Source organism: Pseudomonas sp. NPDC090755 (assembly GCF_044769005.1).
Taxonomy (GTDB): domain Bacteria; phylum Pseudomonadota; class Gammaproteobacteria; order Pseudomonadales; family Pseudomonadaceae; genus Aquipseudomonas.
This window is the reverse complement of sequence record NZ_JBIVXC010000008.1, coordinates 169,231-192,340: the sequence shown is the minus strand read 5'-3', so window position 1 is coordinate 192,340 and position 23,110 is coordinate 169,231. Positions and strand designations below refer to the sequence as shown.

At 64.8% G+C, this 23,110-nt stretch carries 20 protein-coding genes and 1 pseudogene; 5 read left to right on the top strand and 16 right to left on the bottom strand.

Going from position 1 to position 23,110, the window contains the following annotated elements; genetic code table 11:
- Positions 1-17: 17 nt before the first annotated feature.
- Positions 18-1,442 carry a transglycosylase SLT domain-containing protein gene (locus ACIQUS_RS14495; RefSeq protein WP_403048011.1) on the bottom strand — a complete coding sequence of 475 codons (1,425 nt, stop codon included), beginning with the start codon at positions 1,440-1,442 and terminating at the stop codon, positions 18-20.
- 157 nt (positions 1,443-1,599) lie between these two features.
- Between ACIQUS_RS14495 and ACIQUS_RS14490 the strand changes: the two genes are divergently transcribed.
- The 3 genes from ACIQUS_RS14490 (at position 1,600) to ACIQUS_RS14480 (ending at position 4,415) form a co-directional block, all read left to right on the top strand.
- Positions 1,600-2,406 (top strand): TatD family hydrolase, encoded by an 807-nt coding sequence (locus tag ACIQUS_RS14490; RefSeq protein ID WP_403048010.1) that lies wholly within the window; start codon positions 1,600-1,602, stop codon positions 2,404-2,406.
- Between the two features lie 86 nt (positions 2,407-2,492).
- Positions 2,493-3,971, top strand: coding sequence for a methyl-accepting chemotaxis protein (locus tag ACIQUS_RS14485; RefSeq protein WP_403048009.1), 1,479 nt, complete (start codon positions 2,493-2,495; stop codon positions 3,969-3,971).
- Between the two features lie 75 nt (positions 3,972-4,046).
- Positions 4,047-4,415, top strand: a complete 369-nt coding sequence (locus ACIQUS_RS14480) for an Mpo1-like protein (protein WP_403048008.1) — start codon at positions 4,047-4,049, stop codon at positions 4,413-4,415.
- Here ACIQUS_RS14480 and ACIQUS_RS14475 read toward each other — a convergent pair.
- The 3 genes from ACIQUS_RS14475 to ACIQUS_RS14465 form a co-directional block, all read right to left on the bottom strand.
- Positions 4,412-5,212 (bottom strand): acyl-CoA thioesterase, encoded by an 801-nt coding sequence (locus tag ACIQUS_RS14475; protein ID WP_403048007.1) that lies wholly within the window; start codon positions 5,210-5,212, stop codon positions 4,412-4,414. The two genes, ACIQUS_RS14480 and ACIQUS_RS14475, sit on opposite strands and share 4 nt — an antisense overlap.
- Positions 5,213-5,293: 81 nt before the next feature.
- On the bottom strand, positions 5,294-6,061 hold the full coding sequence (locus ACIQUS_RS14470) for a CHAD domain-containing protein (protein WP_403048006.1): 768 nt from the start codon (positions 6,059-6,061) through the stop codon (positions 5,294-5,296).
- A 14-nt stretch (positions 6,062-6,075) separates the two neighbouring features.
- The gene (locus ACIQUS_RS14465; protein ID WP_285863172.1) at positions 6,076-6,354 is read right to left on the bottom strand and encodes a hypothetical protein; all 279 of its coding nucleotides are present in this window, start codon (positions 6,352-6,354) and stop codon (positions 6,076-6,078) included.
- Between the two features lie 157 nt (positions 6,355-6,511).
- Here ACIQUS_RS14465 and ACIQUS_RS14460 point away from each other — a divergent pair, with 157 nt between their 5' ends.
- Entirely contained in the window at positions 6,512-7,552 is a 1,041-nt protein-coding gene (locus ACIQUS_RS14460; protein ID WP_403048005.1) for a patatin-like phospholipase family protein, read from the top strand.
- Positions 7,553-7,652: 100 nt separating this feature from the next.
- Here ACIQUS_RS14460 and ACIQUS_RS14455 read toward each other — a convergent pair whose 3' ends face one another.
- The 12 genes and pseudogenes from ACIQUS_RS14455 to ACIQUS_RS14400 form a co-directional block, all read right to left on the bottom strand.
- Positions 7,653-8,345, bottom strand: a complete 693-nt coding sequence (locus ACIQUS_RS14455) for a response regulator (RefSeq protein WP_403048004.1) — start codon at positions 8,343-8,345, stop codon at positions 7,653-7,655.
- Positions 8,342-11,002: a DUF4118 domain-containing protein gene (locus ACIQUS_RS14450; protein WP_403048003.1), complete on the bottom strand. Its 2,661-nt coding sequence runs from the start codon at positions 11,000-11,002 to the stop codon at positions 8,342-8,344. The genes ACIQUS_RS14455 and ACIQUS_RS14450 overlap by 4 nt, the downstream gene beginning before the upstream one ends.
- Positions 10,999-11,571 (bottom strand): potassium-transporting ATPase subunit KdpC, encoded by a 573-nt coding sequence (gene kdpC, locus ACIQUS_RS14445; protein WP_403048002.1) that lies wholly within the window; start codon positions 11,569-11,571, stop codon positions 10,999-11,001. Before kdpC ends, ACIQUS_RS14450 begins: the two co-directional genes overlap by 4 nt.
- Positions 11,572-11,588: 17 nt before the next feature.
- Positions 11,589-13,643 (bottom strand): potassium-transporting ATPase subunit KdpB, encoded by a 2,055-nt coding sequence (gene kdpB / locus ACIQUS_RS14440; protein WP_403048001.1) that lies wholly within the window; start codon positions 13,641-13,643, stop codon positions 11,589-11,591.
- 10 nt (positions 13,644-13,653) lie between these two features.
- A complete protein-coding gene (gene kdpA / locus ACIQUS_RS14435) occupies positions 13,654-15,348 on the bottom strand; it encodes a potassium-transporting ATPase subunit KdpA (protein ID WP_403048000.1) in 1,695 nt (564 codons plus the stop codon).
- A gap of 8 nt (positions 15,349-15,356) precedes the next feature.
- A complete protein-coding gene (gene kdpF, locus ACIQUS_RS14430) occupies positions 15,357-15,446 on the bottom strand; it encodes a K(+)-transporting ATPase subunit F (RefSeq protein ID WP_105642480.1) in 90 nt (29 codons plus the stop codon).
- Positions 15,447-15,561: 115 nt separating this feature from the next.
- Positions 15,562-17,259, bottom strand: coding sequence for a putative bifunctional diguanylate cyclase/phosphodiesterase (locus ACIQUS_RS14425; protein ID WP_403047999.1), 1,698 nt, complete (start codon positions 17,257-17,259; stop codon positions 15,562-15,564).
- Between the two features lie 21 nt (positions 17,260-17,280).
- A complete protein-coding gene (locus tag ACIQUS_RS14420) occupies positions 17,281-18,507 on the bottom strand; it encodes a methyl-accepting chemotaxis protein (protein ID WP_403048050.1) in 1,227 nt (408 codons plus the stop codon).
- Between the two features lie 9 nt (positions 18,508-18,516).
- A pseudogene (locus ACIQUS_RS14415) lies at positions 18,517-18,846 on the bottom strand (PAS domain-containing protein); the annotation flags it as partial.
- A gap of 191 nt (positions 18,847-19,037) precedes the next feature.
- Positions 19,038-19,466 carry an acyl-CoA thioesterase gene (locus tag ACIQUS_RS14410; protein ID WP_403047998.1) on the bottom strand — a complete coding sequence of 143 codons (429 nt, stop codon included), beginning with the start codon at positions 19,464-19,466 and terminating at the stop codon, positions 19,038-19,040.
- A gap of 27 nt (positions 19,467-19,493) precedes the next feature.
- Entirely contained in the window at positions 19,494-20,657 is a 1,164-nt protein-coding gene (locus ACIQUS_RS14405) for an iron-containing alcohol dehydrogenase (RefSeq protein WP_403047997.1), read from the bottom strand.
- A gap of 13 nt (positions 20,658-20,670) precedes the next feature.
- Complete coding sequence (locus ACIQUS_RS14400) at positions 20,671-21,357, bottom strand: TetR family transcriptional regulator (RefSeq protein ID WP_403047996.1); 687 nt, start codon at positions 21,355-21,357, stop codon at positions 20,671-20,673.
- Positions 21,358-21,669: 312 nt separating this feature from the next.
- Here ACIQUS_RS14400 and ACIQUS_RS14395 point away from each other — a divergent pair, with 312 nt between their 5' ends.
- The gene (locus ACIQUS_RS14395) at positions 21,670-23,109 is read left to right on the top strand and encodes a hypothetical protein (protein ID WP_403047995.1); all 1,440 of its coding nucleotides are present in this window, start codon (positions 21,670-21,672) and stop codon (positions 23,107-23,109) included.
- Position 23,110 lies beyond the last annotated feature (1 nt).

Below are 23,110 nucleotides of genomic sequence, written 5' to 3'. Positions count from 1 at the left end.
CAAATCGACAAATTCGATTATTTTCGCCCTGCCACCTTGCGCCCCTGAGTCTCCAGCGACTCACGCTCACGATCGAAGGCCAGGAAGTACTTGTTGACACTGTTGACGTAGCTGACCGGCCCCATGCCCACCTGCTCCATGGCAATACGCTCGGTCTGGAAGAACCACTGATTGCCGTTCAGGCCACGGCGACGGGCTTCGGCACGCATCGCCTGGACCCGCTCGGGCCCCAGGTTGTAGGCCGCCAGGGTGAAAGCCATGCGCTCACGCTCGTTGAGCTGCTTGCTGGAAAAGAACTTGCGCCGGATCAGCGCCATGTACCGCGCACTGGCCTGTACATTGCCATCGACACTGCTGATATTGCTCACCCCCACCCGCTGCGCGGCGCCGGGGGTGATCTGCATCAGGCCATGAGCCCCCCCGGCACCGCGTGCCGAGGGATTGAGGCCGGACTCCTTGAAGGCCACCGCCGCCAGGTTCAGCCAGTCGATGTCCTGTTCGCTGGCGTAGCGCTGCAACACCGGACGCAGCGCCTCAAGACGCTTGCGATCGTTACGCGCCAAGGGATTGTGCACCCGGTACAGACGCCGGTAGATGCGCTCGAACGCCGCGTCCTGGTTCTGCGGCGGCTTGTAGCCTTGCAGGAAGCGATCGACGCTGGCGTGCAGCATCACCGCATCACGCCGCACATACCAGCGCATGGCGTCGGGCGCCGCCACCTGGACCTTGCGGTCGACCCGCAGCTTGGGCATGACCCGGGCCCAGCGCTCGGCTATCGGCTGTTCGACCACGGTCAGGTGATAGATCCCCGCCTGGACCATTTCCAGCACATCTTCCACCGCCAGGGTCGGGTCGACCCACTCGACCTTGATCGGCGCCAGTTTGCGCAGTGCCAGCTGCTGATTGATTTCGTGCAGGGTATCGCCGGCGGCACTGGCGCTGGTCAGGGCCAGGGTACGGCCTGACAGTTGTTCGATCCGCTGGAAACTGCGCTCGCCCTTGCGCCCCACCAGCACCATGGGCACCTTGTCCACCACCGGGTCGCTGGCCACCAGGCCGCGGCTGGAGGTTGGATCGAGCAGTTCGCCGGGCGCGACCAGGTCCGCTTCGCCGCGTTGCAAGGCCGCCAGTAACTGCTCCTTGGCCCGGGGAATGATCTTCAGGCTTATTTCCTGGCCATCGAGGGCCCGGGCATTGAGGTAGTGCTCGAAGGCACGCAGGCGATGGTACTCGACGCCCACCGACTCACCCTTGACCTCGCCGGAACTGTTGCGGCTCTGGTTGACCAGCACCTTGAGCACCCGGCTGCTGCGGATCTGCGCCAGGTCGCGGGCCTGGGTCTTGGCCACGGTCTGTTGCGGCCCGGGCAGGCGCGCACTGGCCGGCCCTGCCTGAAGCAGTCCGAAGCTCAGCACGATCAACAGGAAAAGCGCTCGCGTCATCCGTTAGAAGGCTCGCGGGTTGTGGTTGGCGCCATAGAATGCAGTCGCTACATGACAAATGACTGCAAATGACCACGACAACTCATTGAAGTTCTTGGATTTATCGAAAATCCTCGAGCTTTGCTATGCTGGCCGGTCCCCGGCCTGAGGTAGCACCATGCAACTCATCGACATCGGCGTCAATCTGACCAACCCAAGTTTTGCCGACAAGCACCAGGCCGTTCTCGAGCGCGCCGAGGCTGCCGGCGTGCGTCAGATGATGGTCACTGGCACCAGCCTGGAAGGCAGCGAGCAGGCCCTTAAGCTGTGCCTGGCGCTGGATGAAAGCGGCCAGCGGCTGTTCAGCACCGCCGGCGTGCACCCCCATGACGCCAGCAGCTGGAATGCCGACAGCAGCCGTCAGCTGCGTGATCTGCTGGCGCAGCCGCGGGTGCGCGCGGTAGGCGAATGCGGGCTGGATTTCAACCGCGACTTCTCGCCGCGCCCACAGCAGGAAAAGGCCCTGGAAGCCCAACTGGCCCTGGCGGTGGAATTGCAGATGCCGGTGTTCCTGCATGAGCGCGATGCCAGCGAGCGCCTGCTGGCGATCCTCAAGGATTACCGCCACCACTTGCCTGCCGCCGTGGTGCACTGCTTTACCGGCGAGCGTGCGGCACTGTTCGGCTACCTGGACCTGGACCTGCACATCGGCATCACCGGCTGGATCTGCGACGAGCGTCGCGGCACCCACCTGCATCCCTTGGTAGGCAGCATCGCCCAGGGCCGCCTGATGCTGGAAAGCGATGCCCCCTACCTGCTGCCTCGCAGCCTGCGGCCCAAGCCGAAAAACGGTCGCAACGAGCCGGCCTTCCTCACCGAAGTGCTGCGCGAGGTGGCCCTGCACCGCGGCGAAAGCCCCGAGCACCTGGCCGCCCACACCACCGCCTGCGCCCGGGCCTTCTTCGACCTGCCCGCGATTATTTGACGCATATCAACACGTCCCCCTGACGGGCTCGACACAATGATGGCACCTTGCCAACAATGTTTGAGCTCAATCAGAGAAGACCTACTATGGGTGCCTGGCTTAGCAATATCTCCCTGAAGTACAAGTTCTGGGCCGTCAATGCGGTGGCCTTTGTAACCACCCTGCTGCTGGTGCTCTATGCGGTGCACCTGGAGCAACAGGCCAGGGCCCAGGCGGCCCAGGAAAAGGCCCAGGCCCAGGCCCGGCTGCTGGCAGACTGGCCCGCCGGCCAGGCCTTGCCGGACAACCCGCTGTGGCTGCAGTACGCCCCCGGCCAGGTGCCGACCTTCGCCGGCGAAAAACTCGACGCCCTGGCCAGTGCCCATGGCTGGGTCGAGGTACAGGGCTTGGCGCTGACGGGCACGAACCCGGTCGGCGGCGCCCAGGTCATCGACCGCGACGGGCAGCGGATCGCCGTTCTCGCCCCCTCCCCCAGCCTGTTCCAGGTGTTCACCGACCGTTTCACCAATTACGCGGTGTGCGTATTGATCCTGATGCTGGCGATGCTCTGCGCCTCGCAATTGTTGATCCGTTTTTTGCTCAGCCAACTCAACACCCTCAAAGATGTAATGCTGCACGTGGAGAAGACCGGCGATCTGTCGGCGCGGGTGCCGCTGTCCTGCGGCGATGAAGTCGGCCAGATGGCCAGCGCGTTCAACGCCATGCAGACCACCTACCACCGGGTGGTCAACACCGTGGCACGCACCGCGGCGCAACTGGATTCGGGCGCCGCACGCCTGGCCGCCAGCATGAGCGATGTGCGCCACGGCATGCTCGGCCAGCAGAGCGAGACCGACCAGGCCGCCACCGCCATCAACGAAATGTCGGCCACGGTCTACCACATCGCCCAGCATGCCGGTGCCACCCGCGACCTGTCGCAGACCGCCGACACCCTGGCCGGCAGCGGCCAGGCCGTGGTCAGCCGGGTGCAGACCTCGATTTCCGGGCTGTCCAGCGGCGTGCAACAGACCGCCGAAATGATTCGCCAGCTGGCCGAAGACAGTCAAAAGATCAACGGTGTGGTCGGCGTGATTCACAGCATCGCCGAGCAGACCAATCTGCTGGCCCTCAACGCCGCTATCGAAGCGGCCCGTGCCGGCGACCTGGGGCGCGGCTTTGCCGTGGTCGCCGATGAAGTGCGTAACCTGGCCAAACGCGTGCAGGCCTCCACCGACGAAATCACCACCATGGTCTCGGCGCTGCAGGCCGGCACCCGTGACGCCGTGGACTTCATGCAGGAGAGCTCTTTCAAGGCCGACGACTGCGTCCAGCAGGCCCAGGAAGCCGGCGCCGCGCTGGCGGAAATCACCAGCGCCGTGGCGCAGATGCGCGAAAGCAATACGCAAATTGCAGTGGCCGCCGAGCAACAGAGCCAGGTGGCCGAAGAAATGAACCGCGCCGTGGTGAGCATCCGCGACGTCACCGAACAAACCGTGCAGCAGACCGTCGACTCGGCCACCACCAGCAGTGAACTGGCGACCCTGGCGGGCGAGCTGAACAAGGCCATCGGCCAACTCAAGCTATAGGCCCGATAGCCGGCGCTGATTGGCCCCCGCCTGGGGGCCAAACTATTCTTCAGACAGGACCCTGAGGAATTGCCCATGAGCAAGCGCATGCCCAACCTGCCCGCCTGGCAATGGCGCGGCTACCACCACAACCACCGCAACCCGACCAACCTGGTGCTGCACCTGATCGCCGTGCCGCTGTTCATCCTCGGCGTGCTGCTGGTGCTGTCCGGGCTGTTCTCACTGGACCTGGGGCAACTGGCAGTCGGCGTCATCGCCCTGATCGCAGGCCTGGGCCTGCAGCGCCAGGGCCATCGCCTGGAAGCCGAGCAACCGGAACCCTTCAGCGACCGCAAGGACGCCATCGGCCGGCTGCTGGTGGAACAGTTCATCACCTTTCCGCGCTTTGTCCTGAGCGGCGCCTGGTGGCGCGCCTGGCGTGAGCGTCACCGCCATCACCACTAGGCGAAGACCGTCACCGTCTGCCGGCTCAAGGCCAGCAACTGACCGGAGGCCGTCCACAAGGCGGCCGCCGCGTGCCCGTAGCCATCGCGGGCATACTCGGTCTGCACGCAGTACCGGCACCAGTCGTGGGACGTCAGGCTCGGCACCGGGTGGATGAACTCGATGGTCCAGGTCAGGGTGCTGCCCGTTGCCGGTCGCTTGAGGTGCGGCAGCAAGCTCGGAGGCCAGGCGTCGACCAGCGCCAGCAGGTGCGATTCGCTCATGGTTTCGTCGCCACCTTCATCGCGCAGACGGACCCAGCCGCCCATCTCCCGTGACGGGTTGTTGCTGAAAGGAAGACCGCCAATGCCCCAGCGCAGCGACACATGGCGCATGAACTCGGGCGTCACGCCCTTGATATAGGGCAGCTCGACGCTGGACTCTTCCAGGCTTTTCATCGCCACCGCCTCCAGCGCCGGCACCTCGACCACCGAACTGCGTCCGGCGCCGAAGCTGCCCTGCATCAGGGTCACCACCTGACCGTTCTGCACGGCGCGACCGAGCAAGGAACTGACCGCCTTGCCTTCGCGCAGCAGTTCCACCTCGAAGCTGATCGGCACCTCGGGTTCGGCCGGGCCGACGAAGGTGATGGCCAGGGAACGCACCGGACGGCCGGGCGCGGTCTTGGCCCGCATGGTTTCGTACAACAGCGCCGCCATCAGGCCGCCGAAACAGGCCCGCCCCTGGGCCCAACTGGCAGGAATGGTGACTGCCTGGGGATGCAGGCGGACCTCCTTGAGCAATTGCGAGAAATTCATGCCGACCTCATCCGTGGGAAAAGTCCGATCTTAACCAGCACAGACTACAGCGACAGCCCGCATTTCGGCCATATCAGCGGCTTATCGTCGCCCTAGCGCCTTTTCCAGCCGCTCAAGGGTGGCATCGGCGCGCTGTTCGGCCTCGATCAGTTGCGCTTTCCAGTGCTCGGCGCAAGGCGCAAGGTCCGGCTGCTGCTCGGCTTGCAGCAACCACTGCAACAGGTCGTGCCAGTTGCCCAGGTCGCCCTGGGCGCGCTTGAGCGCAGCTTGCAAACGGCGCCCGGCATGCTCCAGCTGTGGGTAGGCCTCGTCGCCATAACGTACGCGCTTGATCAACAGGCGCAGGCGATGGCGATCATGGGCGGGATCGACCAGTGCCTCGCGCAGTTTGTCCCACTGTTTTTCCAGGCGCTTGTCGATGCGCCTGCGCAAGCGACGGATCAAGCCCTCACGCTCGGCAGCGCGCAGGAAGATCGGAAAAGCATCGACAATCGCCAGCAGGCGCCGCAGCTCGGCGCTGTCGGCGACACTGGCGAAGGTCTGGCGGCGGTCGGCCAGGCGCCGCCGGGCCGCCTCGGCCTGCCCACGCTCAAGCAATTGCGCTGCCAGCACTTCACGATCGCGCAGCGGCGTGGTCAGCTCACCCAGCGCCTTGGCCGCGCCTTCGAGCTGATCGACCCCGGGCAGTTCGTGCAAGGGCCGCAACAGGCTGCGCAAGCGCCGGGTGGTGGTGCGCAGGTCATGCAGCGCCTCGCTGTCGGTGTCCGCCGCCAGCCGCGCCTGGCAACCGAGCAGGCGCACCTGCAGGGCCAGGATCCGGGCAATCGCATGATCGAGCATGGCCGACATGATGGTCTCCTGGGTTAACGACCGGCGCGGGATTCACGAATATAGAAACGGGCCTTCTGGGCTTTGTTGCTGCAGCCTTCGAAGGCTTCGAACTGCTGCTGGGTCTTGGCACCGGTCAACAGCGACAGTGCCTTGGAGTAACTGACAGTACCGGCAAAACCTTCAGCCTTGGCCAGGTCGAGCTCCTTCCAGGCCGCGTCCAGCTGATTGGCGCAACTGTCGCGATAGGCTGTCTTGCCAGCACACCCCGTCAGAACCAGGGCAATCAGGGGCAGGCAGATCCAGGCTTTCATCAGTGATACTCCAAAAGAAAAGTTCAGGGTGGCGCGTTCGACGACGACAATAAAGAAAAGTGCCCTGCAAAGCGTAGCGCAGCGCGTATGACGATTGAAGCACAGACGCGAATGGGCGCATTGTTAGACCTACGAGGAACAACAACCGGGAGCCATCATGAGCAAACGTGTGGCATTGGTGCTGGGCTCGGGCGGGGCGCGTGGTTATGCGCACATCGGGGTGATCGAGGAACTGGAGCGGCGTGGCTACGACATCGCCTGCGTGGCCGGTTGCTCGATGGGCGCGGTGATTGGTGGCATCTATGCAGCCGGCAAGCTTGAGGAATACCGCAACTGGATCGAGAGCCTGGACTACCTGGACGTGTTGCGCCTGGTGGATGTGAGCTTTCGCCTGGGGGCCATTCGTGGTGAGAAAGTCTTCGGCCAGATCCGCAAGATCGTCGGCGAGGTGAATATCGAAGAACTGCGCATCCCCTACACCGCCGTGGCCGCCGACCTCACCAACCAACAGGAAATCTGGTTCCAGGAAGGTTGCCTGCACCAGGCCATGCGCGCCTCGGCGGCCATTCCCAGCCTGTTCACCCCGGTGGTGCAAGGCAATCGCATGCTGGTCGACGGCGGTATCCTCAACCCCTTGCCGATCATCCCGGTGGTGTCCAGCCACTGCGACCTGATCATCGCCGTCAACCTCAACTCGACCAACCAGCGCCAGTACCAGTTGCCGGTGATCGAACGCCCGGCCGCCTTCAAGCTGCGCTTCGACAACCTGATCAGCTCGCTCGGCTCGCACCTGCCGTTCCGGCGCAAACCGGCCGAAGAGCTGATGCGCATCGAGCAGGAGCTTTCGCCTGGCGCTGCGCAGATTCCCAATCCCTGGCTCAGCGACGCGGCCAGTCCCGAGGCCCAGCAACCGGCGGCGGCGCCCGAAAGCGATGGCGCGCCGAAGTCGGCGACCGGCTCGTTCATCATCGACAACGTCGGGCCGGCGTCATTGCTGGACCTGATCAACCAGAGCTTCGAGGTGATGCAGACCTCCCTGGCCCAGTACAAGATCGCCGGCTACCCGCCGGATGTACTGATCAACGTGCCCAAGCGGGTGTGCCGGTTCTTCGAGTTCTACAAGGCGCCGGAACTGATCGCGCTGGGGCGGGAGATTGCCCGGGACACGCTGGAGAACTATGAGGCGGAGCGGCGTTGAACCCCAGGGCCTCATCGCCGGCTCTGCCGGCTCCCATAGGGTGCCAGTTTGCACCGGACTTTGTGGGAGCCGGCAACGCCTGCGATAGGGCCAGCAGGCTTTACTCCGGCCCCACCAAGCGGTACCCCACCCCCGGCTCGGTGATGATGAAGCGCGGCGCCGTCGGGTCATCGCCGAGCTTTTGCCGCACATGGGCGACGACGATGCGCAGGTAATGGCTGTCGTCGACATGGGTCGGTCCCCAGATGTCCTTGAGCAGTTGCTGCTGGGTGATCACCCGCCCCGGATGGCTCGCCAGCTGCGCCAGCAGCGCGTACTCCTTGCGGGTCAGGGCGATTTCCACGCCATCGAGGGTCACCTTGCGAAACGCCAGGTCAACCGTCAGCGGCCCAAAGCTCGCTGCCGCCTGGGCGCTGCTGGCCTGGGGCACCTGGCGCAGCAAGGCGCGTACCCGGGCAAGGAACTCCTGGATGCCGAACGGCTTGGTCACGTAGTCGTTGGCACCGCTGTCCAGGGCCTCGACCTTCTGGATCTCGTTGGCACGCACCGACAACACCAGCACCGGCACCGGGCTCCATTCGCGCAGCTCGCGCAGTACCTGCTGGCCGTCCATGTCCGGCAGGCCGAGGTCGAGCACCACCAGGTCGGGCCTGGCCAGGGCTGCCTGGGCCAGGCCCTCGGTGCCGGTGGCGGCCTCGATCACCTTGTAGCCCTGGGAGCTCAGGCTGATACGCAGGAATTTGCGGATCTGCGGTTCATCGTCGATGACCAGCAGGGTGGCGGTCTGGCTCATGGGGCTTCGCTTTCAGGCTCGGGCTGGGTCGGAAGCGGCAAGCATAATGTGATGCAGGTGCCACGGCCATCGATACCATCATCCACCTGGATATGCCCGCCATGGGCGCCGATCATGCCCTGGCAGATCGCCAGGCCCAGGCCCGTGCCCTGCCCGCCCCGGTCACCCCGGGCGGCGGTGTAGAACATGTCGAAGATCTTCTCGCGATCGGCCAGGGGAATGCCCGGGCCTTCGTCGCTGACGGCGAAATGCAGTTGCTCGTCCACCACCCGCACCTGCAGGGCCAGGCGGCCGTTGGCCGGTGAAAAACGTGCGGCGTTCTCCAGCACATTGACCAGCGCCTGCTCGATCAGCGCCGCATGCACGAACAACAACGGCAAGCCGTCCGTCACCTCGGTGCTGACCTGCAAGGGCGCCAGCACCACACGCAGGCGATTGAGGGCACTGCCGACGATGTCGGTGGGCGCCACCCAGTCGCGGGCCAGTTTCAACCCGCCATGGCCCAGGCGGGTCATGTCCAGCAGGTTCTGGATGTAGCGGTCCAGGCGTTCGGCTTCGTTGCGGGTGCCTTCGAGCAGTTCCTGGCGATCGGCGCGGGGGATCGCTTCACCGAGGGCCAGCAGGCTGTCGATGCTGCCGCGCATGGCGGTCAAGGGCGTGCGAAGGTCATGGGACACCGAGGCGAGCAAAGCGCTGCGCAATTGCTCGGTTTCGCCATGCAGGCGTGCCGCTTCCAGTTGTTCGGCCAGGCGCGCCCGGGCCAACGCCTGGGCCAGCGGTTGGCTCAAGGCCTTGAGCAGGCGCCGCTGTGGCGGCGACAGGCTCTGGCCCTGGCGTGGACGCACGCCAAGCAGCGCCAGGCGCGAGTCGTCCAGCGACAGCGGCCACCACCACCAACGGCCGTTGGGCAAGGTGTCGCTGCCCAGGCCCGCCGCCTGATCGTGCTGCCAGGCCCAGTCGGCGGCGGCGCGCTCGTTGTCGGTGAATTGCGGGTTGCCACCGCTGACCACCTTCAGGCGCCCTTCCACATCCCGCTCCAGCAAGCACACCTGCACATCGCTCCAACCGTCCAGGTGTTGCCCGGCGGCATTGAACACCGCCTGGCGGTCGGTGGCGGCCGTGAGCTTGCGCGACAGATCCAGCAACTGATTGGTCTGCTCCTGGGTTTCACGCAACGCCTGCAATTGACGGCGCTGGCGGGCGGCCAGGTTGCCGGTGAGCGCCGCCATCAACAGGAAGAACAGCGAGGTCAGCACGTCCTCTTCGCGCTGGATGCTGAAGGAGAAGGTCGGCGGGATGAACAGAAAGTCATAGGCCAGGAACGACATCACCGCGCAGGCCAGCGCCGGCCCCAGGCTGCTGCGCACCGCTACCAGCAACACCGCGGCCAGGAACACCAGCGAGATGTTGGGCAAGGCCAGGACACTGGCGACCGCCCAGGCAAGCCCCGAGGCCAGCAGGGTCGCAATCAGGGCCAGCAGGTAGTGGCGCCAGACCCAGACTTTCTTCACCACGGCCCCCGGCGGCTCGGGCTTGTCGTCGCGGTCGAGGACGTTGATTTCCAGGCCATGGGCCTCGCGCAGCAAGCGGGTAGCCACCCCGGCGCCGAACAGACGCCGGCGCAGGCGGTCGCGGGACTGGCCGACCAGCACCAGGCTGGCGCGTCGCTCCAGGGCATGCTGGATCAGGGTTCGCGCCACTTCACCGGCACGCAGCAGCACCACCTCGCCACCCAGTCGTTCCGCCAGTTGCTGGGCTGCCTGCAGGCGCTGGCGGGCGGTTTCGTCGCGCAGACGACCGTTATCGACATGCACCAGGCTCCAGGGCAGATGACGGCGCTGGGCCACCCGACTGGCATGACGCACCAGGCGCTCGGCCTGGGCATCACCGTCGACGCCGACCAGCAAGCGCCCACGCAGGGTCGGTGCATCCTGGCCAAGCTGGCGGTAACCGTGGGCCAGGTCGGCGTCGACCTGAGCCGCCGCCGTCTGCATGGCCAGCTCGCGCAAGGCGGTCAGGTTGGTCTGGCTGAAGAAGGCATCGATGGCCGCCCGGGCCTGCTCCGGCACATAGACCTTGCCCTCGCGCAGGCGCTCGAGCAACTCGCGCGGCGGCAAGTCGATCAGCACCAGTTCGAAGGCTTCCTGCAGCACCCAATCCGGCAGGGTTTCGCGCACCTGCACGCCGGTGATGCCGCGCACCTGGTCGTTGAGGCTTTCCAGGTGCTGGACGTTGACCGTGGTGTACACATCGATACCGGCGGCCAGCAACTCCTGCACATCCTGCCAGCGTTTGGCGTGACGACTGCCGGGGGCGTTGCTGTGGGCCAGCTCGTCGATCAGCGCCAGTTGCGGCGCGGCCTTGAGCAGGCCGTCGAGGTCCATTTCCTCCAGTTGCACGCCACGGTACTCCGAGCGCAGCAACGGCAATTGCGGCAAACCGGCGAGCAAGGCTTCGGTCTCGGCCCGGCCATGGGTCTCGACCACCGCCGCAAGCACCTGTACACCCTGGCGCAACTGGGCATGGGCGGCCTGGAGCATGGCGTAGGTCTTGCCCACCCCCGGCGCCGCCCCGAGGAACACTTTGAGGCGACCGCGCCCTTCGCGCGGCAGCCCGGCCAATAACGCATCGGCGCGTTCGGAATTGCTCTCGCTCACTGCTTGTCCTTACCTGGATACGGGGCCAGCCGTTCAAGGGCGGCGTTCAAGGCCAGTACATTGACTACCGGCGGGCCGATCAATGGCTGCAGGGTGGACTGCTCGACCAGGGCTTGCAAGGCCTGCGTGCTGACCTGCCGAGCTGCGGCCACCCGTGGCAGCTGATAAGCCACCGCCGCAGGCGACAGGTGCGGGTCCAGGCCGCTGCCCGAAGTGGTCAACAAGGCCAGCGGCACCGCGCCCTGGCCTTCGACATACTGCTGCGCGGCAGCATCAAAGATGCGCTCGGCCAGCGCCGGGTTGCTCGGTGCCAGGTTGCTGGCACCGCTGGCGACGGTGGCATAGTCGGCCGCTGACGGTCGCGACTGGAACCAGGCATCGCCCTTCAAGCCCTGGGCGATCAGCAGCGAGCCGCGCACCTGGCCCTGGTCGTCGCGCAGCAGGCTGCCATTGGCTTGTTCGGGAAAGGCCACCTGGGCCACCCCGGTGACCACCAGCGGGTAAACCGCGCCGGTGATCAGGGTCATCAACAGAATCAGGCTCAAGGCCGGACGTACATAAGTGGTCATGGTCATCTCCCTTGGTATCAGACCAGGTGCAAAGCGGTCAGCAGCATGTCGATCAGTTTGATCCCGGCGAAGGGAACGATCAGCCCGCCCACCCCGTAGATCAGCAGGTTGCGCCGCAGCAGGTGCGCCGCACTCGCCGCCTGCACCCGCACCCCGCGCAGGGCCAGGGGAATCAGCACGACGATGATCAGGGCGTTGAAGACGATGGCTGAGAGAATCGCGCTCTGCGGGCTGGCCAGCTGCATCAGGTTGAGCGCCCCCAGCTGCGGGTAGATCGCCGCGAACAGCGCCGGCAGGATGGCGAAGTACTTGGCCACGTCGTTGGCTATCGAGAAGGTGGTCAGCGCACCACGGGTCACCAGCAGTTCCTTGCCGACCTGGACCACATCCAGCAGCTTGGTCGGGTCGCTGTCCAGGTCAACCATGTTGGCCGCCTCGCGGGCCGCCTGGGTGCCGTCGTTCATGGCCATGCCGACATCGGCCTGGGCCAGGGCCGGGGCGTCGTTGGCGCCGTCGCCGCACATGGCCACCAGACGCCCGTCGTTCTGCTCCTGGCGAATGCGCGCCAGCTTCTTCTCCGGTGTGGCTTCGGCCAGCACGTCATCGACCCCGGCTTCGGCGGCGATGGCGGCGGCGGTCAGCGGGTTGTCGCCGGTCACCATCACGGTGCGAATGCCCAGCTTGCGCAATTGGGCAAAGCGCTCGCGAATCCCCGGCTTGACCACGTCCTTGAGGTGGATCACCCCCAGCAGGCGCTGGTCGACGCAGACCAGCAACGGCGTACCACCGCTCTGGGCGATCTTGTCGACTTCGCGGGACAGGGACGCCGGCATCTCCAGGCGTTGCATACCGACGAAGGCCAATACCGAATCCACCGCGCCCTTGCGGTAACGACGCTGCTGGTAATCGACACCGGAGAGCCGGGTCTCGGCGCTGAACGCCACCGGGGTGAGTTGCCCGGCCTGCGGTTCGTTGAAATCATGCAACTGGCGCAGGTACTCGACGATCGATTTGCCTTCGGCGGTGTCATCGGCCAGCGAGGCCAGCAAGGCGCCCTCGCCCAGCTCTCTGGCGGTCACCCCGGGGGCGGCCTGCAGGGCGCTGCAACGACGATTGCCGAAGGTGATGGTGCCGGTCTTGTCGAGCATCAGCACATGCACGTCACCGGCGGCCTCGACCGCCCGCCCGGAGCGGGCGATCACGTTAAGGCGCACCAGACGGTCCATGCCGGCGATACCGATGGCCGACAGCAGGCCGCCGATGGTGGTGGGAATCAGGGTCACCAGCAGCGCCACCAGGAACACCAGCGGGATGCTGCCACCAGCAAAATGGGCGAACGGCTGCAGGGTTGCCACGACCACCAGGAAGATCATGGTCAGGCCAATCAGCAGGATGTCCAGGGCGATTTCGTTGGGGGTCTTCTGGCGCTTGGCGCCTTCGACCAGGGCGATCATGCGGTCCAGGGTCGACTCGCCGGGGTTGCTGGTGATGCGGATCAGCAACCAGTCGGAGACCAGCCGGGTATTGCCGGTGACCGCCGAACGATCCCCCCCGGACTCACGGATCACCGGCGCCGACTCACCGGTGATCGCCGCCTCGTTGACCGCGGCAATACCTTCGAGCACCTCACCGTCACCGGGGATCATCTCCCCGGCCAGCACCTTGACCACATCATCCTTGCGCAGGCGGGTGGCAGGCACCACTTCGAAACCGCCGGAGGCTGTGCGACGGCGGGCGCTCAGGCCCTGGCTGCCGGCCTTGAGACTGTCGGCGCGGGCCTTGCCACGGCCTTCAGCCAGGGCTTCGGCGAAGTTGGCGAACAGCACGGTGAACCACAACCACAGGGCAATCTGCACCGCCACCGCCGTGGGCACGCCACTGTCGGGCAGCAGGCACAGCAAAGTGGTGAAGATCGCGGTCAGTTCCACCACCAGCATCACGGGCGAGCGCTTGAGCTGACGCGGATCGAGTTTGACGAACGCCTGCACCAGGGCCGGGCGCCACAACGCGGCGAAGGTGGTCCGTGCCGCCGTGGCAGGCGCCGCTTTGACTTCGGGAATCGGCATGTTCATGAGTTGCTCCTTAGAAGCCCAGGCTCAGCTGTTCGGTGATCGGGCCCAGGGCCAGGGCCGGCAGGAAGGTCAGGCCGCCCACCAGCAAAATGGTGACCAGCAGCAAGGTGACGAACAACGGACCGTGGGTCGGGAAACTGTTCTGCCCCACGGGTGCGCTCTTCTTCAGCGCCAGGCTGCCGGCCAGGGCCAGCACCGGCAGGATGTAGCCGAAGCGACCGATCAACATGCCCAGGCCCAGCATCAGGTTGTGGAAGGTGGTGTTGGCGCCCAGCCCGGCGAAGGCCGAACCGTTGTTGGCGCTGGCCGAGGTGTAGGCATACAGCAGCTGGCTGAAGCCGTGGGCACCAGGGTTGCTGATCGCCGCTGCAGGTCCTGGCAGGCTGGTCGCCAGCGCGCCGAGCACCAGCACGCCGACCGGCATCACCAGCAGGGTCGCCACCAGCAGTTGCACCTCGCGGGCCTGGAGTTTCTTGCCCAGGTACTCGGGGGTACGGCCGATCATCAGGCCGGCCAGGAACACCGCGATCAGCACGTTGAGCAGCATGCCGTAGAGCCCGGCACCGACGCCGCCGAAGATCACCTCGCCGACCATCATGTTGACCAGCGCGACCATGCTGCTGAGCGGGTTGAGGCTGTCGTGCATGTTGTTCACCGAGCCGTTGGAGGCGGCGGTGGTGGTCACGGTCCAGAGCACGCTGGCGGTGGTGTCGAAGCGGCTTTCCTTGCCTTCGAGCGGGGCGGTCTGTTCGACCAGCGGGTTGTTCAGGCTCGGGTTGGGCTGGTGCTCCGCCCACAGCGCCGTGCCACCGCCGATCAGGAACAGCGCCAGCATGCAGGCGATGATCGCCCGGCTCTGGCGCAGGTCCTTGACGTAGTGGCCGAAGGTGAACACCAGGGCCACCGGGATCAGGATGATCGATGCCACCTCGAACAGGTTGCTCCAGGCCGTCGGGTTCTCGAACGGGTGCGCAGAGTTGACGCCAAAGAAGCCGCCGCCGTTGGTGCCCAGTTGCTTGATGGCGATCTGGCTGGCCGCCGGGCCCAGGGGAATGGTCTGCTCGTTGCCTTGCAAGGTCAGGGCCTGGACGTAGTCGCCGAAGGTCTGCGGCACGCCCTGCCAGACCAGCAGCAAGGCCAGCAACAGGCACAGCGGCAACAGGCCGTAAAGGGTGGCGCGGGTCATGTCGACCCAGAAGTTGCCCAGGGTGTGCGCCGAGCGCCGGGCGATGCCGCGGCACAGGGCGACCAGCACGGCCAGGCCCGTGGCGGCGCTGACGAAGTTCTGCACGGTCAGGCCAAGCATCTGGCTCAGGTAGCTGACCGAGGCTTCGCCGCTGTAGGCCTGCCAGTTGGTGTTGGTGACGAAACTCACCGCCGTGTTGAACGCCAGCGACCACTCCTGCCCCGGCAGGTGCTGCGGGTTGAGCGGCAGATAGCCCTGCAACAGCAATACGCCGAACACCAGAATGAAGCCGGCCAGGTTGAAGGCCAGCAAGGCCAGGGTGTACTGCTTCCAGTTCTGCTCGCTGTCGGTATTCACCCCGGCCAGCCGGTAGCAACCCCGCTCCACCGGCCCCAGCAGCGGCGACAGCCAGGTGCGCTGGCCTTCCATCACCTTGTAATAGAAACGCCCAAGCCATGGCGCCGGCAGCAGCACCAGGGCGAAGAACGCCAGCAGCAACGCGTAATCGTAACTGTGCATGGTCGCTCCTAGCCCCGGTCGGCGCGCAGCAGCGCGACCATCAGGTAGATCATCAACGCCACTGCCAGCAGCAGTGACACCCCGTCCAGAATGCTCATGAAAACTCTCCGTCCTTACGGCAGGTTGCCGTTGACGGTCATTGTCGGTAGAGCGGCTGTAAAGGGACGAGACCGGGACCCCGGGCCAGGCATAAAGAATGCGTAAATAACGCCGTTACAGACGCTGGAAGGCGGCCCACTGCGGTGGTTGCACATAGCTGCCAACCCAGTCACTGACCGCCTCGGCCGCCATCGGCCGGGCGATGCAGTAACCCTGGGCAACATCGCAGCCCAGGCCCATCAGCAATTGGCCATGCTCGACGGTTTCCAGCCCTTCGGCGATGACCTGGCGGCCGAAGGCGCGCGCCAGACCGATCACCGCGCGGGTCAGGGTCAGGTCGTCCTGGTCGTGGAGAATGTCGCGCACGAACGACTTGTCGATCTTGATGGTCTGGGTGGGCAGGCGCTTGAGGTAGCTGAGTGACGAATAGCCGGTGCCGAAATCATCCAGGGAAAACTGCACACCCAATTGCTGGCAGGCTTCCAGGCACTGGCTGACCCGCTGGATGTTCTCGATGGCCACCGATTCGACGATTTCCAGGTCGAGCATTTGCGGTGCGATGGCCGGGTGCAGGGCCAGCAGGCGCTTGAGCCGCTCGACGAAGTCGGCACGCTGGAAATGCCGCGCGGCGATGTTGACGCTCACCGGCCAGCAGTGTCCCTGCTCCTGCCAGACCTGCATCTGTGCCAGCGCCTGGGCGATCACCCACTCGCCGATCTCGACGATCAGGTCAGTCTGTTCCACCAGCGGCAGGAACTCAGCCGGCGGCACCAGTCCCTTGAGCGGATGCTGCCAGCGCAGCAGCGCTTCGAAACCGATCACTGCGCCGCTGCGCATGTTGACCTTGGGCTGGTAGTGCAACTGCAGTTCACCGCGGATCAACGCCTGGCGCAAACGGGCGACGGTCTGGTGGGTGGCCTTGACCTCCTGGTCCAGCGACACGTCGAACAGATGGTAGCGATTGCGTCCGCTCTGCTTGGCCACATACAAGGCTTGATCGGCATGCCGCACCAGGGTGTCGGCGTCTTCGTCGTCGAAGGGGAACAGGGTCACACCGATACTGGCACTGACGCTGACTTCCTGCTCGCAGATGACATAGGGCGCGGCGATGGCCGCCAGCACCCGCTCCAGCGCCGCATGCAGTTGCGAAGGCTCCTGTACCTCATGCAGGATCAGCACGAACTCGTCGCCGGACAATCGCGCCACCGCATCGCCGCCACGCAGTATGCCTTTCAGGCGCTTGGCCACCTCGACCAGCAGCAGGTCGCCGCTGGCATGCCCGTAGCCATCATTGACCGCCTTGAAGCCATCGAGATCGAGCATACACACCGCCAGCGGCACCCGCCCCCGGCGGGCGTAGGCCAGGGCCTGGTGCAGCAGGTCGGAGAGGTAGGCGCGGTTGGGCAGCCCGGTCAGCACGTCATGGCCGACCCGCCATTGCAGGGTGTGCAGCAACTGGCGCTTTTCCGTGACATCGAAGCGTATCGACACGTACTTGCGCACCTTGCCACTGAGCGGATCGAGCAAGGGCACCATGGTGCTGTCGACCCAGTACAGCGTGCCGTCCTTGGCCCGGTTGCAGATTTCGCCTTTCCAGGCCTTGCCGGCGACCAGCGCGCGCCACATGCCGTCGAAAAAATCCGGCTCATGCAGGCCGGAGTTGAGGATGCGGTGGTTGGCGCCGAGCAGCTCTTCCCGGCGGTAACCGGAGATGGTGCAGAACTGCTCATTGACATAGGTGATTCGGCCGGTCAGATCGGTTTCCGAAAAGATGGCCGCGGCATCGACAGCCGTACGGTAGTTATCGTCCATGAAATCCTTCGACTCTGGGGTCTAGCGGTTGAAACGCTCGACCAGGGCACGCAAGCCCGCAGAGATGTGTTGCAACTCAGCGCCGCGGGTGGCGGCGGCATTGGCGTTGTGCGCGGTGTGCTGCACCGTGACGGCAACATTGTTGATCTGCTCGGACACCGATTCGGCGACCGCTGACTGTTCGTGGGAGGCGGCGGCCATCTGCTGGCTCATATCGCTGATACGCGCCACCGCCTCGCGGATACCCTGCAGGGCCTGCTGTGCATCGAGCACCCGGGCCACACCCTGGTCAGCTTCTTCGATGCCCAGGCTGGCGATGCTCACCGCTTCCTCGGCACCGGCCCGCAGGTGCTCGATGATGCCCTGGATCTGCAGGGTTGACTGGCGGGTCTTGCCGGCCAGGGCGCGGACCTCGTCGGCGACCACGGCAAAGCCACGGCCCTGCTCGCCGGCCCGGGCGGCCTCGATGGCGGCATTGAGCGCCAGCAGGTTGGTCTGTTCGGCGATCGAACGGATCACCTGCGCCGCCAGCATGATGTCCTGCGTCTGCCCGGCCAGGTGGGTGACCGCCTGGTTGATCTGGTTGACGGTGCTGGCCAGCAGCTGGATCGCCTCGCGGGTGGTACCGGCCACCTGGCTGCCCTGCCCGGCCAGCTGGTTGGCAGTCTGCGCCTCTGCCGCAGTCAGTTGCACATGCTGGGCGACCTCGGCGATCGAGGCGGCCATTTCGGTCATCGCGGCAGCCGTCAGGTCGGTTTCCGCGCGCTGTTCGAGCAGGGCCGATTCGGTGTGGCGCGACAGGCGACTGGAGTCGGTGGCCGCCTCGGTCATCTGCGTGGCCAGATCGCTCAACCGGGTCAACGCCGTTTGCAGTCGCGCCTGCTCACTGATCAGGATCATCTGCAACTGCGCCGCCGGCCCTTGGGCATCGCTGTAGGTCAGGGCGTTGATCGGGTCAGCGAAGGCCTGGGGTGCGCATCGGGCGATCTGCTGCAGTTGCTGGCGCAGGCGTTGGTGCCCCCACAGGGCAACCAGACCGAACAGCCCCAGGGTAACCCCCTGCGCCGGCCAGCCGGGTAGCCACTGCTGGGCACTGATGGCCAAGCCGCCGGCCAGCAGCGGCAGGCTCAGCAGTTCGCTGTACAGGGCCAGGCGGCGACCGGCACTGACTGCCGGCTTGCCGGCACGCAGCCGCGCGTAGAGCTGTTCGGCGCGCCGTACCTGCTCACGGCTCGGCTTGACCCGCACCGACTCGTAGCCGACGACCCGCCCCTGTTCCAGAATCGGTGTGACGTAGGCGCTGACCCAATAGAAGTTGCCGTTCTTGCAGCGGTTCTTGACGATCCCCATCCAGCACTGGCCGGCCTTGAGGTATTGCCACATCTGCTGGAACACCACGGGCGGCATGTCCGGATGGCGCACCAGGTTGTGCGCACTGCCGATCAGCTCGTCCTGGCTGAAGCCACTCATGGCGGCGAATTCAGCGTTGCAATAGGTAATGTTACTGGCGGTGTCGGTAGCGGAAATGAGCCGTTGATCTTCGCCGAACGTTTGTTCGATCGAGGTGACCGGCAGGTTGAAGCGCACGTTGAAACGTCCTCTGCAACGGTCGCAAGCGGGAGCTTGTGACCGGTCCTTATCATAAACAGCGCTTATTACACCATATTTTGTAAGTGAATGTTATGGACGAAAGGAGCACGGCGCGATTGCCCCAATTGTGCCGGCGATGAACAGAGGAATCGTTCGATGTATGCAAGCAGTTTGCCCTTGGACTTTCGCTAGAGCAGACTGCAAAGCGCTGTACGCAGTGGCTCGGGAATCGGCACCGGCCGATTGTTCTGGCGATCAACGAAGACATGGACAAAACGCCCGACCGCACAAGCTTCATCGCTTTGCGCGGTGAAGATGGCCAGTTCGTAGTGCACGGAACTGTTGCCCAGCTTACCCACCCGCAGCCCCACCTCGATGCGGCAGGGGAAGGCGATCGAGGTGAAGTAGTCGCACGATGAGCTGACCACGAACGCCACCACACCACCTGCGTGAATATCCAGGCCGCCCCGCTCTATCAGGTACGTGTTTACCGCGCTGTCGAAATAGCTGTAATAGACCACGTTGTTGACGTGACCATAGATATCGTTGTCGTGCCAACGCGTGGTGACTGGCTGGAAGTGACGGTAATCGTCACGTAGCTTGCGTGGTGGGCTCATGAGTGTCCTTCGGTGTGCGGCGGGTAATCAATAGGCCGCCTGGTAGATGGCCAGGGCGTGGGTGTGGCTGACCTCGCGGGGATTGTTGACCAGCAGGCGCTGCTGCTGCATCGCATCGTCGGCCAGGCGCTCCAGCATCGATTCAGGCACGCCAACATCACGCAATCGGGTGGGTAGCCCGCAGCGCTGGCTGAAAGCCGCGAGCTCGGCGATCAACTGATCGGCAAGTTGCTCCACGTTTCCTGGTTTGAGCTTGTGTCCGAGCACCAACGGTGCCAGTTCGGCATACAGCGGAGCAGCAACGGGCGCGTTGAAGCGCATCACATGTGGCAATACCAGCGCATTGGACAGCCCATGAGGGATATGGAAGCACCCGCCAAGGGGATAGGCCAGCGCATGCACGGCCGCCACTGGCGCGTTGGCGAAGGCCTGCCCGGCCAGGCAGGCGCCGAGCAACATGGCCTGGCGGGCGTTGCGATCCTGGCCGTTGCGCACTACCGCGTCCAGATTGGCCGACAGTAACGATAACGCCTCCCGGGCCAGCAGGTCCGACAGCGGATTCTTCTTCAGCTTGCTGGTATAGGCCTCGATGGCGTGAACCATGGCATCGAGGCCCGTCGCCGCCGTTACCGCGGCGGGCAGACCAAGCGTGAGATCAGCATCCAGTATGGCCATGTCCGGCAGCAACAAGGGCGATACCACGCCAAGCTTGGTCGTCTCGCCAGTCGTCACAATGGCGATAGGTGTGACTTCCGAGCCGGTACCGGCGGTGGTGGGTACCTGCAGCAGTGGCAGGCGCTGACCGCGGGCATTTCCTGTTCCGTAGATGTCTGCAAGCGTCTGGCGACACTCGGGGTGCGCCAGCAAGGCCACCAGCTTGGCCACGTCCATGGAGCTTCCACCGCCAAACCCCACCACCAGTTCAGCACCGAGCCTGCGTGCCTGGGCCACCGCCTCGAGCACCACCTTCTCGGCGGGATCGGGCTGGACCTGGTCGAACACTTCCACGACCAGTCCGTCAGCAGCGAAGCCGCCCAGGATGGCATCAAGCATGCCCAGGCGCGTGATACCCGGATCGGTGACCAGCAACACCCGACGGGCATCGCGCTCGCGGCAAAATCCGGCCAGTCGCAGGGCCGCGCCGGGTTCGCAGAGCATCTGAGCGGTGGTCGCAAAACTGAAGGGCTTCATCGGCAGTTCCAGGTCAGTGTGAGGGTTGGGTAAGCAATGCGTGCACCATCCGGGTGATCAGCTCGGCGGTGCCTTCTTCGTGCAGGTAATCAGGGTTTTCAAGCAACATGGCCCTGGGTAGTAAAATCAGCGTCTGGTAGGCCAGGAACATCGCCTTCTGCGTGTCCTGGACGCACACCTCATCGGGAAATCGCTCCAGCAAGGCAGGCGCGACACAGGCGGTCCAGACTTGCTGCGCCTTGACCAGGTCAAGGCGCACCAACTCATCGAAACAGGCCGCACGCACACAGAAGTCAGGTGCCAATTGCAGCCGTTTGCAATGCGTCTTCAGGCCCAGGCGAATGCTGAACAGCAGGCCATCGTAGAGCCGTGCGCTGGGCGCAAGTGCCGCCAATCCTGAAAGCAGTTCCACCCGGGCCTCCTGGCGCAGGTCTTCAAAGATCACTGCGATCAGCGCCTCCATGCTCGGAAAATATTCGTAGATGGAGCTGGTCGAGACACCCGAGCTTTCCGAGAGATTGAACAAGGTCAGGGCATCGCGTCCTTCCTCCTCCAGGATTCTGCGACCGGTCTGTCGTAGCGCATTGACCATGGCAATGGACCGCGCCTGACGAGGCTCCTTACGGGGCCGTGCCGGGTAATCAATGTGCAGGACGACATCGTCGCCATCACCACCGAGTTGTTTGTTGACCTTGGGCATGGTGCCTCCCGATGCCAAGTGATGCCGTTGGCAACACGATATAGGCAAGCACGGCTGTCGCCACCCCCTCGTTACTAGTGGGTAAGGCACCCCTTCCCCCGCTTGGCGCAAACGCGGACACCCGCCCCCATGAATAAAAAATAATTCAATAAATTCAACTAGTTACACGCACAAATCAGCATCCGCTATCCGGAGCGTAGATTGTCGGCACCCTCCCTATACTGCGACGACAGCCTGCCTGCAGGCCCCACCGCGCCGCGCGGCTCACTCGATGAAGCCCAGCGGTTTGTCATCCTCCGAGCGAGTCCGACAATGTCCACTGCACACCTGTCGTCAGAACAACAACTCCAACAGCTATTGAACGACCCCGCAGCACTGGCCGGGCACTCCCACAAGGCCTGGGGCGACCTGCCCCGTGCACAGATCGAAGCACTGCAACTGGCAGCACTTCAACAACGCTTCGGCGAACTGCGCGACCGCATTCCGGTGCTCAAGAAACTTGCCGATGGCGAGGGCGTTGAACGGATAACCGCACTGGACGACGTGGTGCCGTTGCTGTTCGAACACACTGTCTACAAGTCGTATCCACCGTCGTTGCTGGAGAACAGGAACTTCACCCAGATCAACCGGTGGCTGGCCAAACTGGTGACCCCGGAGCTTGCCGCCTCCATCCTCGCCGCCGATGTCAGCGCCTGCACCGGGCTGGACGACTGGTTCGAGACGATGGACGCCGCGGTGCCCGCATTGCGCATCAGCCATACCTCCGGTACTTCCGGCACCTTGTCGTTCCTGCCCCATGGCGTGCGCGAATTCGAGAAAGCCTTTGAGATCCGTCGCCTGTTCGCCTGGAACCTGGACGGCCAGGAAGCACCGTCGCCCGAGCTGCATGCCATCTATCCGTACTATCGCAAGGGCTACCTGAGCCACGTGCGCGCCAATGAATTCCTGATCAAGGTGCTGTTGCCGGACCAGGCGTACTTCCACCCGTCCTATCCGGCCACGCTGTCCAGCGATGTGCTGCACCTGGGCGCCCGCGTGCGTGCAGCCCATGCCAAGGGCAACCTGGACCGCCTGCAGATCAGCCCGGCGCTGAAGGCCAAGAAAGCCGAATTCGATCAACTTCAAGCCGATATGCCACAGTACCTGGCCAACTTTTTCGAGCAAATGGCAACGGAGCTCAAAGGCAAGCGGGTCTACATCGGTGGCACCTGGAACCTGCTGCACAACATGGCCAAGGCAGGTCTGGAACAAGGCCTGCAAGGGGTCTTCCACCCCGACTCCTACATCTCCACCACCGGTGGCGCCAAGGGTGTAGTCCAACCTGAGGGTTGGCGTGACGAGGTGCTGCGCTTCACCGGTGCCAGGACCTTGCACGAAACCTACGCGATGTCTGAAGTGTTGGGGGGGTCGCATATGCGCTGCGAACACGGCCATTTCCACCTGGCGCCGACCGTCATCGCCTACCTGCTGGACCCGCAGACCAGCAAGCCACTCCCACGCCAGGGGCGAGTCACGGGGCGTGCGGCGTTCTTCGACCTGGGGGCTGAATCCCGCTGGGGCGGATTCATCACCGGCGACGAAATCACCATCGACTGGACTACACCCTGCCCCTGCGCAAGGCCCAGCGCCTACGTGGCTGGCCCGATCCAGCGCTACAGCGAAATGAACGGCGGCGACGACAAGATCACCTGCGCCGCGACCGAGGGCTCGCACCGCGAAGCCATGGACTATCTGAACACCTTCGAGGGCTGAA

Excerpts from the sequence above, each read along its gene's own strand:
- ACIQUS_RS14465 (WP_285863172.1), bottom strand. The coding sequence starts at position 6,354 with ATGAAAGCCTGGATCTGCCTGCCCCTGATTGCCCTGGTTCTGACGGGG.
- ACIQUS_RS14480 (WP_403048008.1), top strand. The coding sequence starts at position 4,047 with ATGAGCAAGCGCATGCCCAACCTGCCCGCCTGGCAATGGCGCGGCTAC.
- ACIQUS_RS14485 (WP_403048009.1), top strand. The coding sequence starts at position 2,493 with ATGGGTGCCTGGCTTAGCAATATCTCCCTGAAGTACAAGTTCTGGGCC.
- ACIQUS_RS14495 (WP_403048011.1), bottom strand. The coding sequence starts at position 1,442 with ATGACGCGAGCGCTTTTCCTGTTGATCGTGCTGAGCTTCGGACTGCTT.
- ACIQUS_RS14455 (WP_403048004.1), bottom strand. The coding sequence starts at position 8,345 with ATGAGCCAGACCGCCACCCTGCTGGTCATCGACGATGAACCGCAGATC.
- ACIQUS_RS14425 (WP_403047999.1), bottom strand. The coding sequence starts at position 17,259 with ATGGACGATAACTACCGTACGGCTGTCGATGCCGCGGCCATCTTTTCG.
- kdpA (WP_403048000.1), bottom strand. The coding sequence starts at position 15,348 with ATGCACAGTTACGATTACGCGTTGCTGCTGGCGTTCTTCGCCCTGGTG.
- ACIQUS_RS14400 (WP_403047996.1), bottom strand. The coding sequence starts at position 21,357 with ATGCCCAAGGTCAACAAACAACTCGGTGGTGATGGCGACGATGTCGTC.
- kdpB (WP_403048001.1), bottom strand. The coding sequence starts at position 13,643 with ATGAACATGCCGATTCCCGAAGTCAAAGCGGCGCCTGCCACGGCGGCA.
- ACIQUS_RS14475 (WP_403048007.1), bottom strand. The coding sequence starts at position 5,212 with ATGAATTTCTCGCAATTGCTCAAGGAGGTCCGCCTGCATCCCCAGGCA.
- ACIQUS_RS14490 (WP_403048010.1), top strand. The coding sequence starts at position 1,600 with ATGCAACTCATCGACATCGGCGTCAATCTGACCAACCCAAGTTTTGCC.
- ACIQUS_RS14395 (WP_403047995.1), top strand. The coding sequence starts at position 21,670 with ATGTCCACTGCACACCTGTCGTCAGAACAACAACTCCAACAGCTATTG.
- ACIQUS_RS14410 (WP_403047998.1), bottom strand. The coding sequence starts at position 19,466 with ATGAGCCCACCACGCAAGCTACGTGACGATTACCGTCACTTCCAGCCA.
- ACIQUS_RS14460 (WP_403048005.1), top strand. The coding sequence starts at position 6,512 with ATGAGCAAACGTGTGGCATTGGTGCTGGGCTCGGGCGGGGCGCGTGGT.
- kdpC (WP_403048002.1), bottom strand. The coding sequence starts at position 11,571 with ATGACCACTTATGTACGTCCGGCCTTGAGCCTGATTCTGTTGATGACC.
- kdpF (WP_105642480.1), bottom strand. The coding sequence starts at position 15,446 with ATGAGCATTCTGGACGGGGTGTCACTGCTGCTGGCAGTGGCGTTGATG.
- ACIQUS_RS14405 (WP_403047997.1), bottom strand. The coding sequence starts at position 20,657 with ATGAAGCCCTTCAGTTTTGCGACCACCGCTCAGATGCTCTGCGAACCC.
- ACIQUS_RS14470 (WP_403048006.1), bottom strand. The coding sequence starts at position 6,061 with ATGTCGGCCATGCTCGATCATGCGATTGCCCGGATCCTGGCCCTGCAG.